The organism is Faucicola mancuniensis, from assembly GCF_046523945.1.
In the GTDB taxonomy this organism is placed as follows: Bacteria; Pseudomonadota; Gammaproteobacteria; order Pseudomonadales; family Moraxellaceae; genus Faucicola; species Faucicola mancuniensis.
In genome coordinates, this window is record NZ_CP171363.1 from 2,012,706 (window position 1) to 2,030,387 (window position 17,682).

Annotated in this window: 11 protein-coding genes; 7 read left to right on the forward strand and 4 right to left on the reverse strand. The window is 41.9% G+C overall.

The annotated features are described in order from the left end of the window. Positions 1–39 precede the first annotated feature (39 nt). The 5 genes from ACGTJS_RS09930 to ACGTJS_RS09950 all read left to right on the forward strand — a co-directional run bounded on the left by ACGTJS_RS09930 (position 40) and on the right by ACGTJS_RS09950 (position 5,249). A complete protein-coding gene (locus tag ACGTJS_RS09930) occupies positions 40–294 on the forward strand; it encodes a type II toxin-antitoxin system RelB/DinJ family antitoxin (protein WP_315042187.1) in 255 nt (84 codons plus the stop codon). Further along, positions 291–419 (forward strand): hypothetical protein, encoded by a 129-nt coding sequence (locus ACGTJS_RS09935; RefSeq protein ID WP_315042189.1) that lies wholly within the window; start codon positions 291–293, stop codon positions 417–419. The genes ACGTJS_RS09930 and ACGTJS_RS09935 overlap by 4 nt, the downstream gene beginning before the upstream one ends. Next, positions 420–578 carry a hypothetical protein gene (locus tag ACGTJS_RS09940; RefSeq protein ID WP_315042191.1) on the forward strand — a complete coding sequence of 53 codons (159 nt, stop codon included), beginning with the start codon at positions 420–422 and terminating at the stop codon, positions 576–578. Between the two features lie 303 nt (positions 579–881). Then, on the forward strand, positions 882–3,485 hold the full coding sequence (pepN, locus tag ACGTJS_RS09945; RefSeq protein WP_410473257.1) for an aminopeptidase N: 2,604 nt from the start codon (positions 882–884) through the stop codon (positions 3,483–3,485). A gap of 192 nt (positions 3,486–3,677) precedes the next feature. Continuing rightward, complete coding sequence (locus tag ACGTJS_RS09950) at positions 3,678–5,249, forward strand: DUF389 domain-containing protein (RefSeq protein WP_410471942.1); 1,572 nt, start codon at positions 3,678–3,680, stop codon at positions 5,247–5,249. Here the strand turns inward: ACGTJS_RS09950 and ACGTJS_RS09955 are convergent, their stop codons facing one another. Further along, positions 5,250–5,678, reverse strand: coding sequence for a hypothetical protein (locus ACGTJS_RS09955; protein ID WP_315042196.1), 429 nt, complete (start codon positions 5,676–5,678; stop codon positions 5,250–5,252). A 100-nt stretch (positions 5,679–5,778) separates the two neighbouring features. After that, entirely contained in the window at positions 5,779–7,089 is a 1,311-nt protein-coding gene (locus tag ACGTJS_RS09960; protein ID WP_410471943.1) for an MFS transporter, read from the reverse strand. Positions 7,090–7,217: 128 nt separating this feature from the next. On the opposite strand from ACGTJS_RS09960, the gene ACGTJS_RS09965 reads away from it, so the two are divergent. Both ACGTJS_RS09965 and ACGTJS_RS09970 read left to right on the forward strand, forming a co-directional pair. Next, positions 7,218–10,382, forward strand: coding sequence for an autotransporter assembly complex protein TamA (locus ACGTJS_RS09965; protein ID WP_410471944.1), 3,165 nt, complete (start codon positions 7,218–7,220; stop codon positions 10,380–10,382). A 95-nt stretch (positions 10,383–10,477) separates the two neighbouring features. Next, a complete protein-coding gene (locus ACGTJS_RS09970; RefSeq protein ID WP_410471945.1) occupies positions 10,478–15,154 on the forward strand; it encodes a translocation/assembly module TamB domain-containing protein in 4,677 nt (1,558 codons plus the stop codon). Between the two features lie 68 nt (positions 15,155–15,222). Here ACGTJS_RS09970 and ACGTJS_RS09975 read toward each other — a convergent pair whose 3' ends face one another. After that, positions 15,223–16,416 carry a PilT/PilU family type 4a pilus ATPase gene (locus ACGTJS_RS09975; RefSeq protein WP_315042202.1) on the reverse strand — a complete coding sequence of 398 codons (1,194 nt, stop codon included), beginning with the start codon at positions 16,414–16,416 and terminating at the stop codon, positions 15,223–15,225. A gap of 400 nt (positions 16,417–16,816) precedes the next feature. Then, complete coding sequence (locus ACGTJS_RS09980) at positions 16,817–17,536, reverse strand: Bax inhibitor-1/YccA family protein (RefSeq protein WP_410471946.1); 720 nt, start codon at positions 17,534–17,536, stop codon at positions 16,817–16,819. Between the last annotated feature and the right edge of the window lie 146 nt (positions 17,537–17,682).

The following is a 17,682-nucleotide window of genomic DNA, read 5'->3' on the forward strand; positions in this document are numbered from 1 at the left end:
TACTGACAATACTCAAAAAATCAACAGGAAAACCCCACCATGACCACCGTCAATCTTAACTTACGCCTAGACAAAGAACTAAAAGATGAAGTAGCCGTGATTTTTGAAAACTACGGCATGACCACCGCAGGGGCGTTAAAAATGTTTTTGGTAAACGTTGCCAAAACCAAAACCGTACCTTTAACATTCACCTATCAAGCGGACTTTAGCGATGACGAAATCACCACGATTAAGCACCGCTTGCACGATACGGATAACATTCGCACCACCACGCTTGACGAGCTGTTTGCATGACTTACACTATCAAAAGATACGATGATTTTGTCAAAGATTTAAGCAAACTGGACAAAGCCGTCAAAGACCAGTTACGCAAAAAACTAGAAAAAATTGTAGAAAATCCACACATTCCAAAAAACTGATTGGGTGGTGAACTCTCTGGACTGTACAAAATCAAACTGCAACGTGCGGGTATTTGTCTTGTTTATGCGGTCAATGATGACGAGATTTATATTTTGCTATTAACTGTTGGCAAACGTGCAGATAGCGAAGTTTACGAAACCGCAAAAACATGGCTTTGAGAACAAGTCATGTTATCTCATGTTATCGTGCGTACAATACTGTAAAATATTCTGTGTGAATTTTTGTTGTATATTGGGTTTTGTGCAGAATATTTTTTTCTTTTAATTTGTTATTAAATATTTGTTTGACATAATTACCATGATTTTTTGTCATGGTAATTTTTTTGTCAAAAATTACGACAAACAACCCATTTATTTTATGCAGTGCTTGCTTTATAATGCCTTATTGATTTTATTGTAAAAAAGAGAAAAACAATGTCTGAAACTACCCAAATTCAAGCCAATCAAACCGTTACGCCACAAATGCCTGACGTACCGTTAAACACCCCAACCCCGCAAAAAATCTACCTAAAAGACTACACGCCACCTAGCTTTCATGTTGATAATATTGATTTAACCATTCAATTGTATCAAGACAACGCCAAAGTTACTGCCACTTTAAACATGACCCGCAAAACGGCAGGTGATTTGGTGCTATTGGGTCGTGAATTGCAACTGGAATCGATTCATTTAAACGGTCAATTATTAACCGAAAACGATTATCAATTAGACAGTGAGCAACTGGTTATCAAAAATGCCCCAGATACTTGTATTATCAATACGGTGGTAACGATTGTGCCACAAAAAAATACCAGTTTGGAAGGCTTGTATCAGGCAGGCGAGGGTGAAGACAAAATGTTTGTTACCCAATGTGAGCCAGAGGGTTTTCGCAAAATTACCTTTTATCCAGACCGTCCAGACGTGCTTGCTACTTTTACCACTCGTATTGAAGCGGATAAAAAATTTCCAACTTTGTTGGCAAATGGCAATTTGATTGATAAAGGCGATTTGGACGACAACCGTCATTTTGCGGTTTGGCAAGACCCGACCAAAAAACCAAGCTATCTGTTCGCTTGCGTGATGGCGGATTTGGCGGTTTTGACTGACCATTATACCACCATTGAAGGGCGTGATGTTTTGTTAGAATTGTACGCCAAGCCCAAAAATATTGAGCAATGCCATGTCGGTATGCAGGCGTTAAAAGACTCAATGAAATGGGACGAAGACAACTACGGACGAGCCTACGACCTTGACCGTTATATGATTGTGGCGGTCAGCCAGTTTAACATGGGGGCGATGGAAAACAAGGGTTTGAACATTTTTAACACCGCTTGTGTGCTGTCAAGCCCAGAAACGACCACCGATAGACGCAATTTTAACGTCAAAGCCGTTATTGCTCACGAATATTTTCACAACTGGACAGGCAACCGTATCACTTGCCGAGATTGGTTTCAGCTATGTTTAAAAGAAGGCTTTACTGTTTTTAGAGACCAGTCGTTTTCTGCCGATTTACATTCGCCTGCAGTGCAACGCATTGATGACGTGGCGGTACTAAAAGCCCATCAATTTGCCGAAGATGCTAGCCCACTTGCCCATCCACCACGCCCAGACCATTTTGTTGAAATCAACAATTTTTATACCGCAACCGTGTATGAAAAAGGGGCGGAAATCGTGCGAATGATTGCCAACACGCTAGGCAAAGAAAAATTCCGCCAAGGCACAGACGAATACTTCCGCCGTTATGACGGACAAGCCGTTACCGTGGAAGATTTGTTATCCGCTTTAAGCGTATCTGGTACAAATGTTGAGCAATTTTTGGACTGGTACACCCAACCTGCCACCCCTGTGGTATCAGGCTATTGGCTGAAGGATGATAAAAACTTAACAATTCACTTAGCCCAAAAAATCCGCAAAGTCGCCAATTATCCAGAACCCAAAAACCTACCAATTCCAGTCAAAACCGCCATTTTTAACCGTCAAACAGGCGAATTGGTCAAAGAAGATTTGTTACTTTTAACCCAAAGCGAACAAGATTTTACTTTTGAAAATCTGTTTAACGAACATGACTTTGAGCCTGTGATTTCGTTGTTGCGAGATTTTTCCGCCCCTGTTATTTTGCAATTTAACTATAGCGATGACGACTTGGCATTTTTGGCGGAACATGAAACCAATGGCTTTAACCGTTGGCAAGCGGTACAAAGTTTGGTAAATAAAATTTTGTTAAATAACCAAAGCAGTACCGCTTATTTAACCGCTTTGGCAAATAGCATACCAAGCCTTGCCAATAGCGATGCCATGCTTGCCAGTCGCTTGTTGGATTTGCCAAGTGAACGAGAGTTGGGTAGTGTAATTCAACAAAATTATGACCCTGATTTTGTCAAACAGCAACGAGATAAAACCAAACAAAAAGTGGCAAATCATCTGAAAGATTTTTGGCAAACGGCTTATACACAACTGCCAATCCAAGACTACCAAGATACCGCCAAAGCCATGGGAGAACGTGCGTGGCGAAATACCGTGCTAGATATGGTGCTATGTGTTAATGATGGGGGTGCAAACCTAGATACAGCAAGCCAATGGACAACCGAGCAATACCACAAAGCGACCTGTATGACGGAGCGTTATGGGGCATTAGTTGGTGCGGTGCAGTATAATTTGCCAAATAAAGCCGAGTTATTAGCCGACTTTTATCAGCGTTTTAAACATGACGACTTGGTGATGGATATGTGGTTTGGCGTGCAGGCAAGCGATGAATCAGCAAGTGTGGCGGATATTTTTGCCTTGACTGAGCATGGCGACTTTGATATCAATACACCAAACCGTGTGCGAGCGGTGCTGGGCGGTCTGTTATCACAACCGACTAAACTGTGGACAAATGACGGCTTGGTGCGTTATTTGGATATGATGGTGGTGCTTGATAAACGCAATCCGTTGTTGGCATCTCGTTTGTTACAAGGCTTGTCAAATTGGCAAACGTTGGTTGATGATAAAAAGGCAATGGCAAAAGCGTTGCTTAACGATTATCAAGCAAAATTTGAATCCAAAAATGTTAAAGAAACCTTGCAAAATATGTTGAATGTTGAGTAAGGGAAAAAATGCTAAAACTTACATTAAATGATAAAAATCTGTTGATTAGCTCAGCAGATTTTTCACACTAAATTGATTTTGGCATTGCCAATATTTGTCAAATTTTGGCAAGCGTGCCACCGAGTGAAGTCGCTTGGGAAAACGCCATTATGCAAATTGAAGATGCCATTTACAAAAATAATTAGTGAACTTATGACACCAAAAAATTTAACATCGCTGATTTTTAAACTTGTGGAACAGCCTGTTCGTTGGTTTGAGTATTTTACCAATGTAATAAATGACAAAGACAATGCAGAAAAGTCCGAGTTGGTTTTGACTGATGAAGATATTGAGCAACTACAAAAACAAGGCTTGAACAAACAGACGATTGACAAAATAGCCGATGAAGTCAATGAACAATTAAGCAGTAATGCCAATGTTGAAATTGAGCCAAAAAATCCGTCAGAAACCGTCAAATCGGACAATTTTTCCAATGCCAATTTGGCAAAATCTAACCTAGAAAAATCTTCAGAAAATACTGAATATTTGTCATTAAACCAAATTGACAAAAAAATCGCTGATGAAGTTGAAAAGCAACAAGCGGAACAAGAAGCCAAACGGCAAGCTGAGCAAGAAGCCCAATACGAAGCCTTTAAACAATATCTTGCCAAAAAAAATAGCCAAAAAGAAGTGGACTATCGGCAAGTACGGATTGATATTGAGTCCGGGGCATTGCCGACCAAGATGTTTTATTTGTTAAATGGGTTGGCGGCAGTGATTGCAGGCTTTGGCTTGCTTGCAAATTCGCCTGCGGTAGTGATTGGGGCGATGTTGGTCGCCATGCTGATAGGTCCGATTAGTGGCATTGCATTAGCGGTGATTGACGCACGTTTTGCCTTGCTAAAAAAATCGCTTGGGACGTTGGTATCAGGTGGGGTGCTGATTTATTCGGTGGGGCTTGTGTTGGGGTGGTTATTTCCAGAGCAGTCCTATTCGCATGAAATTATCGTCCGTACTGCCCCCAATACGATGGACGTGATGGTGGCATTGGCAGGCGGGACGGCAGGGGCGTATGCGATGATTTCGCATAATTTGTCAGTGGCTGTGGTTGGTGTGGCGGTGGCGACTGCCCTTGTACCACCTTTGACGGCAAGTGGCATTTTGTTTGCCAATGGTGAATATTCGTTGGCGTGGGGTGCATTTTTATTGACGCTGACCAATATTTTGGCGATTCAGTTTACCAATGCGTTGGTGCTGTGGGTGGCAGGGTTTCGCCGTTTGGATATTGATGAAAGTGAAGATGAGCGTGTCAAAGATTCCAAAGTGCGACAGGTGTGGTTATTTTTGCGTAGAAATGCGGTGACGGCGGTGCTGTTGGTTGGGATTAGTGGTTATTTGACGTACAATTTTTATCAGCAAATTGACCAACAACGTTATGAAAAATCGGTGAATCAAATCATTGAAAAGGGCATTGAACATCAGCCCAGTTATGTGCTAAATAGCAGTTTTCAACAAGAAAAAAATCCGTACGCTGATGGCATAACGCCTGATAAATATTATGTGATTCGTGTTACTATGCAAGGCTTGGTCGCCCCAAAGCATACACAGGTGGCAAAGATGGAAAAGCAGATTCAAGATTTGACCGACAAACATTTTAAACGTCCACCTGTCAAATTGCAGGTGCGTTTTGTGCCTGAACAAGTGATTGAAAGTCAGCCAATTACCAAAAATGATGTCAAGCTTGATGATAAAGCGATTAATCAAATGACTGACACAAAAAAATAGTTACAGATAGTTCCACATAAAAAATGAACCAACTATCAACATCACAGGCGTGCAGAGCAAAATCAAGGCGATGATAAGCCGATTAAGTTTACTTGCAGGAACTGTTTGGGCAGAGAGCCACAGTTCATGACTGGTTTCAAGCTGTTGATTAAAGGCTGAGTTAAAATTATTGGGCGTGAGCGTATCGGTGGGCGACATTAACTCCAAAAAAGTCGCTTCATCAGATTGTTTTTGTAAAATACAATACGGCTGTGGCGGTAAGTCGTCCACAGGATTGATTGGCTTGAGTACTGAAACAAGACGAAAATCCAATGCCACGATATCAGGCTTGAACGTGCTAAAAATATCAGCCAAATGCACAGGCATTGTAAAGTTGTGCCATAGTTCAAAGGCTGGCTGTTGCTGATTGGTAAATTTGATGAGTAACAATTTTTGTCAAATACCCATATAGGTCGCCCCAAATAACAGGACAACCACAAATACCATCTAGCCAATCGTTTCAAGCATTGAATTTTCCTTTAACAAGCCGTTATTTAGTTATCAGTTGATGATGTTTTTTTAAATTTACCAACACCCACACCCCAATCAGCACATTTAACACACCCACCGCCGCAAACAACATTGGCAACGGCATCTTAATCATATTTAAACACACAATCGCAAAAATCGCTGACGACACCATAAACAACGCATTAAAAATATTATTCGCCCCAATCACTCTTGCACGGTGACTTTCAGGGGCAAACGCTTGCATAAAGGCGTACAACGGCACAATATAAATCCCACCGCTAAACCCAAGTAAAAACAAATCAATGAAAACCCAAATCGTACCGTCCATATTTAACAGTTCCATCACACCAAAATGCGTATTTTTGTCGCTGATGTTTAAATTTAAACCGCTTAACTCAAAATACAAATCAATGGCAAAAATCGTCAAACCTGCAATGCCAAACGGCAATAATTTTAGGCTGACTTGATTTTTGGTTAAAGTTTTACACAACAGCGACCCCAATGCCGTCCCCACTGAAAACAGCGTAAGCATTAGAATAATCACGCTTTCATTGCCATGCAAAATGGTTTTGGCAAATTCGGGCGTTTGCACCGTCAAAGTCGCCCCATAAAACCAAAACCAACTATTGCCCATAATGGTAAACCACATAATCGGCAAGCTATACAGATATTTAATCGTTTGCCAACTGGTGCGAAAAATGTTCCAATCCACCGTGAAATTCGGCTGTGGGGCAGGCATGGCAGGCACAAAGCGGGATGTAAAATAGCCTAAGCAAGCAATCGCCAACACCACGCCAGATAGCCACCACATCATGTGGTCTTGTTGCGTTAGCACGCCAGCGAGCATCATGCCTGTCAAAATCGCCATAGATGTACCCATCTGAAACAAACCGTTTGCACCGACTAACTCATCTTCGTGCATGGCTTGGGGCAGATAAGCGTATTTAATCGGGCCAAAAAAAGTGGAATGCGTTCCCATCAAAAACAACGCTACAAATAACAAACTATAAATTTCAAAAATAAAACCCACACTTGCCAAGACCATAATTATGATTTCAAGCAATTTAATTAGCCGAGTGAGTTTGGCTTTTTCGTATTTGTCCGCCAATTGTCCAGCCAAAGCCGAAAACAAAAAAAACGGCAACACAAACAGCATGGCAGCAAGGTTGTTTAATAGACTGATTTCCATTTTTAGCTGACTGGCAGCGACAAAGGTTAAAACCAAAATCAAGCCTTGTTTAAAGACATTGTCATTAAACGCCCCCAAAAACTGGGTGGCAAACATGGGGGTAAAACGGCGAGTTTTAAAAAGGGCGAATTGATTGCTCATATTTCTTCCTGTGAAAAAGTTATTTGCCTATCTTAACACAAAAATTGTCAAAGTTTGGTGAAAAATATTTTGGCAAATCAATTGGCTGTGTTAAAATTGGCGTTTATTTTGCTTTTTTTGGGGATTATATGCGTGCGTGTTATCAACAACAACATCATTTTATGCGTTTAACGCCTGTATCGCTGGCGGTATTGACCGCTTTGAGCGTTTCTATGACTTTTAGTCAGCCAAGTTTTGCCGAAGATTTGCCACAACCTGTCGTGCAACAAAATAACAGCCCAAACTCAACCCAACAACAAAACGAAACCTTGCAAAATAATCAACAAATTTTTGATACTAATAATTATGTGTATCAAGTGCCAACACAACAAACCCAAAATCAAAATAGCCTAAGCAATGCAACCGATACGGCAGTGCTTAACCCAACAGAAAACCCAACAGAAAACCCAACAGAAAACCCAACAGAAAATAATGCACCAAACAGCCATTCCAATCAACAAAACAATGCAAACAATCATTTAAGCAACAATTCAAATAATAAAATCAGCACACGCCTACAAAACCAAACTTTGACCGATTATGACAATTTTAATCAGCCGATTGCCGCGTTTGATAATCAACATTTGTTAAATGATAGTCAGATTCAAAATGACAATAGCCTTGATAACGCAAAACAACAACAGCCCAAACAACAAATTATCAATAGCCAAGCGGTGATGGATAGCCCAAAAGACGTTGAAAAAACCTTAAACGACATTGCCAACACCAACAACCAACAAGCGACCATTAACAATCAAATTAACCAAAGTAAAGACCTTGACAACGCTGATGTGATTAATCCTGATGATTATCTGCCAAGCTATGAACAGGACTCCGCCCAAATTGCGATTGCCAAGCCAAACACGACTGTTACCGCAGACAGTAAGGGTTTGATTAGCAAATTAAAAAATCGTGTGCTAAATACCGTTGATGGGGCGAATTATATTGATATCAGCTTTGCCAATGCTGATGAAGCATTGCAACCTGCCAAAAATATCAAAGCGTCATTGGAGCAAGTGACGGTAGAATCCGTTGCAGATTTTAACGGCAGTATCAATCGCTTGCGTCAGATTGCTCTTGATGCGGCAAAGGCGGTCGGCTATTATGAAACCGAAGTGTCGTTTAAACATTTGGGCGGTGATAATATAGAAGTGAACCTAAAGGCTGGCGAGCCTGTGATTGTACAACATCAATTGTTTGACATTCGTGGCGAAGGGGCGGAAGGCGAGCAGTCAATCCCTGATTATGATGTCATTGAAAACGAAGCCTTGCCCCAAGCGGGCGATGTGTTCAATCATGGACAATATGAAGCGAGCAAATCGGCGGTGGACAGTGTTTCTCAAACACATGGATTTTTTGATGGCAAATGGTTAAACCATTCGGTTGATGTGATTTTGCCTGACAATGTGGCAGACGTGGATTTGGTGTATGACACCCAAAGTCGTTATCAATTTGGCGATATCAAAGTTTACAGCATTGATAAAGAGGGCAATCTCACTGATGACCCAGACAAACTGCCGATTAAACCAGAATTGTTACAACAACTCATGCCTTACCAAAAAGGCGACCCTTATTATCAACCATTAGTTACCAAACTTACTAACAATTTATCGGTAACTCGTTATTTTAACAGTATGAATGTGGACGTGATTTTGCCTGCGGACAGCGGAGCAGGGGTAACATCGCAAAATACTGCACCCAACAATGCACAAGCCAATTCACAAAACAGTTCACAAGCCAATAGCCAAAATAATTCGCAAAATAATTCACAAGCCAATTCGCAAAACAGCGATAATAATACAGCCGACCAAACCCAAATCGCTCAAAATCAACCAAGAAAAAACAATGACGGTGATATCCAAAGCCAAAACGTCACCGCTGATGCAACGGACAACCCTGCCAATATCCAAAATCCAAAGGATTACGCGCCGCTTGAATTTAACATTGATGACACCACCCAAGAGCGGTTAGACATTATCAAAGCTAAATCACGCATTTTGTTACAAGCCCCAGAAGACATGGAGCTTGCCCCAGAAGAAAAAAATATCAGTAAAAATCCGTTGGTTATCCTTGCCAATGCGGTGAGCGATATTGCCAAAAAAATTGATAAAAACCAAAATGACAATAGCAATGACAAAAAAGTGCAACAAGCCATCGCAGGCGACCTAGTACAAAAGCTTACGCCAGAGCAAGTCGCCGAACAAAAAGCCGTGCCAACTTATATCGTGCTTGATGCGACAAAACCCCGTGAGGCAGAAGTCGGTCTGGGCTATGAAACGGACGTGGGCGTGCGTGCGATTGGCAAAATTAACAACAACCTTGTCAATAAAAGTGGCTATCAAGCAGGGATTAGCACCACCGTGTCTCGTGTAGACCAAGCGGTGGAGGTTACGGGCAGTCTGCCGTACAAGCACCCAATTGATGACAAATTAACAGGCTCGCTCGGCTATCAACACAAACAATCGGACAAACTTGCCAATACCTTTGAAGTGGAAACTTTATACGCCAATCTTGCCCGCAATATCAACCGTGAATCAGGCTGGAATCGTACCATGTCCGTGCGTTATCGTACCGACAAGTTAAGCCTATCTGAGGGCAATTATGATACAGATAATTTGCCCTATCCTTTTAACAATTATGCATCCGACTTTACCCAAGAGGCGTTGTTGTTTGGCTATGCCATGCATAAAACCCAAGCGGACAATGTGATGAATCCGACCATTGGTTACAGTCAGCGATATTCGCTAGAAGTCGGTGGTGATGGGCTTTTGACAGATACCAATTTGGCGATTTTGCGAGCAGGGGCGACAGGGCTGTATAGCTTTGGCGATGATAAAAAGCACCAAGTATTAGGACGGCTGGATTTGGGCTATATTTATAGCGACAATTTTTATAAAGTGCCATATCGCTTGCGATTTTTTGCAGGGGGCGACCAAAGTATTCGTGGTTTTAACACCGACACACTTGCACCAACTTATGGCGACCAGTCGTTTTTGATGGGTGGCGATGCTTTGGCGGTCGGTTCGCTTGAGTACAATTATGAATTTCGTGAGGGTTTACGTTTGGCGTTGTTTGGCGATGTCGGCAATGCCTACGACACCACAGGCGAAGCGGATAAAAAAACGCACGTGGGCTTAGGCACTGGTATTCGTTGGTCATCGCCGATTGGTCTGGTGCGGCTGGACGTGGCGACAGGCGTAACCGATGACGATGACCCTGTGCGTATTCACTTTTTTATCGGTTCACCTTTATAAGAAGCAAAAAATATGAACAAAATCTATAATTTATGATAAATTTTTGTTAAAATAGCAAATTTACTATTTTAACAATTTTTATCAATGATTTATCCATGAGCAAACAACCGACCGACCCAAAACATGACGACACCGAAATTGTTGATGGCTTAGACCCAGCCGAGCGTGATGCCAGATGGCTTCGCCGTTGGTATCCTTTGTCATTTGTCAGCAAATTGGCGTTGGTCGTGGTGGTCGGTTTATTGGCACTGATTTTGGCAATTTATTATGCCGTTGGCACATCGTGGGGAACGCAATTTTTATTAAACGCCATCGTGCAACAAACAGGTATTGGTCTAAAAGTAGGCGAGGGAAATTTGCGAGATGGGCTGTGGGTATATGACATCAAAGTCCCTGCCAATCCGCCCAAAAGCAACATTGAAGTGAGCGTGGATAAAGCCTATGTCAAAGTCGGCTGGCGAGCGTTATTAACCAAACAAGCCCACCTACGAGAAGCAAACGTGGGGCAAGTGATTATCACCAATCACAAGCCACCGAGCAACAGCAATGAGCCTTTTGCTTACGAAAAAATCGCCTTGCCTGTGGATTTGACCTTAGATGATGTCAAAGCCAATTTGGTGCGTTATCAACAAGCCGATACCAAAATTGATTTTAAAAATGCCGATATCCAAGATTTTACATGGTTTGACAGCCAAATTAAAGTAGATTCTGCCAAGTTAGGCTATAACGAATTATTAACCATTGATAAACTCTCTGGTAAAATAGACTTACAAAACAACTATCCGCTAGATGCCAATGCCATCGTTACCATTCACGCCCTAGAAAAAGCCTATTTTGACAAAATTGATGGGCATATCACAGGCAGTTTGCAATCGCTTACCGCCAAAGTCAAAAGCCGTTATAACAAAGCGGATATTGAAGGCGTTTTGACGGCAAAACCGCTTGAACCAAAAGCCCCATTTGACGCAAAACTTACCTTTAAAGACGCCTTATTGCCGTATGCGACCGAGCAAAATATCCGCTTAACCAATGGCTCAATCACTGCCAAAGGGGTTACTGATGATATAGATTTGGTGATTGATACCGATTTGAGTGCCAAAGATATTCCAAACGGGCATTATCAAGGGCGAGCCAACACAGATGGCAACAAGTTAAACATTGAAGAATTGGTCGCAACCTTACCAGAAGGGCAACTTGTCAGCCGTGGCGTGATTGATTGGGAAAATCGTGTCAATATCGCCTTGATGAATACCGCACAAAATTTTGCCATTCGTAAATTATTGCCGAGCGATATAGCCCCTTACGCTCCAGCCATGTTAAACGGTCAGCTTGCCTTTGTTTATGATGTGGCAACCGACAGCGAGCCGATGACGATAAAAGCCAATCTTCGCCAAAACGATGGCGAGATTGTTAATGCCATTATCCATCAAGCGGACGGTGAAAAAACGCCCTATCATATCAATGCCAATTGGCAAAAATATATCCGCCAAAATGTGCCAAATATCGGCAATATCAACAGTCCAAGCGGACGAGCCAATATTGTTTATCAACCTGCCAAAACCGCCAATCAAGCCGATACCTTGGACATCAACGCTAAAGCAACCATCAATGAACTTAACATCGCTCCACAAGGCGATTATCAAGCTACCGTCAAAAAAGTTGGTGATAAAATTGATATCAATGCCTTTGATTATCAAGGCGTGGCAGGGGCTTTGACAGGGACAGGCGGTCTGACGTTGGCTCATGGCAATCAGCCTTTAAACTGGCAAATCAACGCCAAAACGCAAGATTTTAACGCCAAAAAAGTGATTGACAGCGTGCCGTTGTCCGCTTTGACAGGCAATGTGGTTGCTACAGGCGTGATAAAAAATTTGAGCAAAACCCAAGTTCAGCACCAAATTGACATCAAACAAATTGACATGACAGGCGATATGTTGGCAACGGACAAAGCCAACAAACCGAGCAAAAAACGCCTCAATTTAACAGGCAATGGCAATGCCTTAATCAATTTGACAGGCAGTGAAATCAATCATTTGACTGCAAAATTTGACGGTAGCCTTGATGTGCCAGACGTGCCAAAGGGCAAGTTTAACTTTGATGTGGTGGGCAATCTTCAACAACTCACCATCAATCAGTTTAACCACCAAAGCGACCAAGGGGTAATCAGTGCCAAAGGCAAGGTGGACTTGGTGAACGGCGTGGGCTGGGATATGACGGCAAATGTCAAAAATTTTGATGCCAGTTTTTTTGCCCCAGATTTGCCAAGCAATTTGACAGGCGATGTCAAAACCGATGGTTTTTGGCGAAAAGGCAGTCAATTTATCCATTTGCAAAATCTCAATTTGACAGGACGCTTAAAAAATCAAGATTTGACAGCGACAGGTTCGTTGATTGCCAAATTAAAATTGCCAGAAAATTTAGCCAATTTACAAACTATTTTTAATCAAAATAATCAATATGGCAGACAATTGATTGATGAATTAAAAGCCGACAATCTTTTGTTAAAATGGGGCAATAACCGCATTACCGCCACAGGCAACCAAAATCAACTGGTGACAACCGTAGATGTCAGCACTTTAAATCAGCTAGTGCCACAGCTACAAGGCATGGTGCGTGGTGGCATTGTGCTGTCGCAACAACCGAGCCAAACTTTGCCAAATGTCATGGTAGACTTGGTCGGACGTAATATCAGCGTGCCAAATTTTCGGGTGCTAGACGCAAGTGTCAAAGGCGAGATGGTGAACCTTGCTAATTCGCCAAGCCATCTACAGGTCAATGCTACAGGCTTGAACATTGCCAATCAGTCACTAAGAGCCTTGCAGTTACAGTTTGACGGTACACAAAAAGACCATCGCCTTGATGTCAAAGCCGACAGCGTGCGTGGTAGCGTGCAGGCAAGTTTAAAAGGGGCGATAGATTTAAACAAAAAAACATGGCAAGGCGTGCTTGGCAACGGACAAATCGGCACAAAATATGCCAAATTGCAACAAATTCAACCAAGCCAAATGGCGTTAAATTGGCAAAATCCAAGCGTTCAGTTAGCTTCGCATTGCTGGCAAACGGTGGGACAGTCTGGTAAGTTATGCTTAAATGACAATTTAACTGTATCACAAAATGCAGGCAAGGTGAATTTGGATATCAAAAACATTGATAGCCAAGTATTTAGCGTGATTTTGCCAGAAGATATCGCATGGTCTGGCAAATTAAACGGTTCGGCATTGGTAAATTGGCAAAAAAATCAAAAACCAACCGTCAATGCCAGTTTTTATTCGGACAATGGCACATTTGGCACAGCACCGCAGTCGCCTGACGAATTGGCAGGCGTGGTCGCTTATAAGCGTGTGAGCCTAATTGCTCGCTCCACCAATGACGGCTTAAAACTGCGTGCCGACCTAAAAACTGCCAATGATGCTGGTGATGGTTATTTAGATGCGGTGATTAATCCTTATAAGGAAAACAAACCGATTGATGGCACAGTGGTTTTTGACCAAATTCAGTTGGCAATTTTAAAACCATTTTTCCCAGCGTTAGAACGCTTGACAGGGACGGCATTGGTTGCAGGTAAGGTAAACGGCACGCTGATGCAGCCCAAATTTGTCGGCGATATTGAGATTCAAGATGCAGGTGTGTCCGTGATTGGCTTGCCAATGCGACTAGAAAACATCAATGTGCTAGGCTCGGTCAATGGCAACCAAGCCAAAATTACAGGCGACTTTACCACACCTGACAAAGGGGCAGGGCTGATTGCGGGTACGGTGGATTGGGTCAATGAATTGCAAGCCAAACTCAAAATCACAGGCGAAAATCTACAAGTGAGCCAACCGCCATTGGTAAGTGCCAAGATTAACCCTATGTTTGACGTGATTGTCCGTCCAAACCGCCGTCAAGTGGATATCGTGGGCGTGGTGGATATTCCGCAAGCGGTTATCCGTCCGCCTGAAGCCAGTGAAAATGTCGTGACCCAATCGGCTGATGTCAATGTGATTGACCGTAGATTGGCAGGGCAAATTGACCAAGTTTTAAAAGTGTCTTTGCCTTGGTCTATCAATGCCGATATCGGTGTGGATTTGGGTAAAAATGTGGAGTTTCAAGGCTTTGGGGCAAAATTACCATTGGCAGGGGCATTGCATTTGACCCAACGTGGACAAGGCTCAATGCAAGCCAAAGGCGTGGTGCAAATTGCCAAACGTTCAAAAGTAGAAATTTTTGGACAAAATTTGGACTTAAACTTTGCCCAAGTTCGCTTTAATGGGGCGGTGAGTAACCCAAGTGTCAATGTACAAGCTACCAAAGATATTCAAGGTATTGAAACAGGTGTCAAAGTTACAGGCAACGTTAGCCGACCCAATATCGTTGTCTTTAACGATGGCGGTCTGACCGAACAACAAGCCATGAACGCATTGGTAACAGGCAGTCTAAACAACAATAGCGGACAAAATACCAGCGAGCAAGACTTTAGAAGCCGTGTGAATAATACCCTTGCGGCGGCGGGTTTAAGTTTTGGTCTGAGTGGGACAAGGGAACTAACCAATCAGATTGGGCGAGCCTTTGGGTTACAAAGTCTAACCCTTGATGCGACAGGGTCGGGCAGTGATACGTTGGTCGCTATCACAGGTTATATCACGCCAGATTTGTTTATCCGTTATGGCGTGGGCGTGTTTACCGCTCAGCCTGAGCTAAGTATGCGTTATCAATTAACTCGTAGATTATATATTGAAGGCAAATCCGCCACCAATAACGCCATTGATTTGATTTATAATTGGCGGTTTTAACCGTTTTTTAAACAAAAAAAGATTGGATAACCAATCTTTTTTTATTAATTTTTTTAATTAAAAAAGTTTTATTCCGCTTTTTCTTCTGCCACATCTTCATGTAATGACAATGCCGTTGCACTGCCATCATCTTTTGAGCCGCGTGTGCTTTTTAGCTTGATTTGTAAACGCAATTCGTTGGCAGAATCGGCATTACGAATGGCTTCATCATAAGTAATCGCCCCTTCGTTATACAGGTCAAACAACGCTTGGTCAAAGGTCTGCATACCAAGTTCACGAGATTTTGTCATAATCGCCTTTAACTCGTGCATATTGCCTTTTAGGATAATATCGGCAATGAGCGGTGTGTTTAACATAATCTCAACCGCCGCACGGCGACCTTTGCCATCTTCGGTACGAATCAGACGCTGAGAAATAATCGCTTTCATATTGGACGACAAATCCATCAATAGCTGACCTTTTCGCTCTTCTGGGAAAAAGTTAATGATACGGTCAAGCGTTTGGTTGGCGTTGTTGGCGTGCAATGTACCTAAGCACAAATGCCCTGTTTCGGCAAAGGCAATGGCGTGTTCCATCGTTTCAGTATCACGAATTTCCCCAATCAAAATCACATCAGGGGCTTGTCGCAAAGTGTTTTTTAGGGCATTGTGCCAAGAGTGGCTATCCACGCCCACTTCACGGTGGGTAATCATGGATTTTTTGTGTTTGTGAACGTATTCCACAGGGTCTTCTACAGTGATGATATGTCCTGCTTGGTTTTCGTTGCGGTAGTCAATCATCGCCGCCAAAGACGTGGATTTACCAGAACCTGTACCGCCAACCACCAATACCAAACCACGTTTTTCCATAATAACATCACGAAGTTTTTGTGGGAGCATAAGTTTTTCAAAGTTAGGAATTTCTGCTGCGATGGTACGAATCACCATGCCGACTTGGAGTTGTTGTTGAAAGACATTGACACGAAAGCGAGAGACATTTGGCACGTTAATCGCAAAGTTGCACTCAAGGTGTTCTTCAAATTCTTCACGCTGTCTGTCATTCATCAAGCTATAGGCAAACAGTTTGGTTTTTTCTGATGTTAAAGTTTTTTGGCTAAGCGGTTTCATCAAGCCTTGATGTTTGACACTTGGCGGAAATTCTGCGGTGATAAACAGGTCAGAACCGCCGATTTCCACGACTTTTGTCAGCATATTAAACATGACATTGCGTGCTTCGTGGAGCGATTCTTCTGCAAAGTGTTTTAAGGATTCTTCATTAACCATAACAGCCTCTGTTGTAAAATTAGAACCTATATTCACAACGTTTTTGCAATGAAAAATGAAATAAATCGCCAGCTTTTCAAGGAAAAAACGCAGACTGATAGTCATTCTATCAGGCAAGTTTTTGACGCAGAAAAGCAAGATTCAGCGATTTTCCATGCAAAAGCAAATAAATATCTACTTTTAAAATTTGTAAAATGTTACTGCGTAATGTTGTGAATACAGGTTCTTAGATAGATTTGAAAAAATTGAACTATTATAACGAATTTAAGCACAGTTTTCATACCATTCAGCCCTAAAGGCGTAAAAATGTTGATAAACTGTAAGCCATGTTTGAGTTTGACTAAAAACAAAAAAAACACGGCTCAAAAACCGTGTTTTTTTTGAAAATCTAAGATTGCGATTAATCTTGTAAATTACGCAAAAAACGTACAAATTCAATGTACATCCAAACCAATGTTGATAAAATACCGATACTTAGCACCCATTCAAAACTTTCATCAACGCCAGATTGATAAGCACGTTCTACATTGTCAAAATCCAACAACAAGCTAAATGACGCAATCACCACAACCAACAAGCTAAACGCTACGGCTGTGATACCGCCACTAAACAAATAAGGAATAGAACTACCAAACAAACTTAAGCCAATTTGCACCAAATACACAAGGCTAATGGCAATGATGGCTGACATCATGACTGAGCGAAATTTTTCGGTAACTTTAATCACATTGGCACGATATAACGCAAGCATTACCCCTGCGGTAACAAAGGTTGCCACCATTGCCGTTACCGCAACCGTTGGGAATTGCGTGGTAACAAATAATGAAATCGCCCCAATCAAAATCCCTTCTAACATAGCATAAGGCACAGCCAATACTTTGCCCAAATGCGGTTTTGCAATCACAGCCCAGCCCATACCAAAAGCGACCAACATACTGATTAAACTTGCCGCATAAATAAATGTTGAACTAAGTCCTGCAAAAATCGCCAACATAAAAAAACTAAACCCTGTAAATGCTGACAAGCCTAACAAAAACGAAGTCTTACGCACCACGCCTTGAATCGTCATCGGCGTGTTACTCACTGCCAAATCAGCACGAGATAAAATTGGATTTGCCATAAAATATCCTACCTTTTTAAAATCTAAATACAATCAAATAACAGCATTTAAATTAGCAAAAAAATTTATCTTTGTATAGCAATATATTGTGTTAAATCGTAAAATTTAAAGAAAATTTTGCATAAAATTGCCAAAAATTAGGTTGT

Bases quoted from the DNA above. Each gene is read 5' to 3' on its own strand.
- ACGTJS_RS09980 (WP_410471946.1), bottom strand. From the start codon at position 17,536: ATGGCAAATCCAATTTTATCTCGTGCTGATTTGGCAGTGAGTAACACG.
- ACGTJS_RS09935 (WP_315042189.1), top strand. From the start codon at position 291: ATGACTTACACTATCAAAAGATACGATGATTTTGTCAAAGATTTAAGC.
- ACGTJS_RS09970 (WP_410471945.1), top strand. From the start codon at position 10,478: ATGAGCAAACAACCGACCGACCCAAAACATGACGACACCGAAATTGTT.
- ACGTJS_RS09960 (WP_410471943.1), bottom strand. From the start codon at position 7,089: ATGAGCAATCAATTCGCCCTTTTTAAAACTCGCCGTTTTACCCCCATG.
- ACGTJS_RS09930 (WP_315042187.1), top strand. From the start codon at position 40: ATGACCACCGTCAATCTTAACTTACGCCTAGACAAAGAACTAAAAGAT.
- ACGTJS_RS09965 (WP_410471944.1), top strand. From the start codon at position 7,218: ATGCGTGCGTGTTATCAACAACAACATCATTTTATGCGTTTAACGCCT.
- ACGTJS_RS09950 (WP_410471942.1), top strand. From the start codon at position 3,678: ATGACACCAAAAAATTTAACATCGCTGATTTTTAAACTTGTGGAACAG.
- ACGTJS_RS09975 (WP_315042202.1), bottom strand. From the start codon at position 16,416: ATGGTTAATGAAGAATCCTTAAAACACTTTGCAGAAGAATCGCTCCAC.
- pepN (WP_410473257.1), top strand. From the start codon at position 882: ATGCCTGACGTACCGTTAAACACCCCAACCCCGCAAAAAATCTACCTA.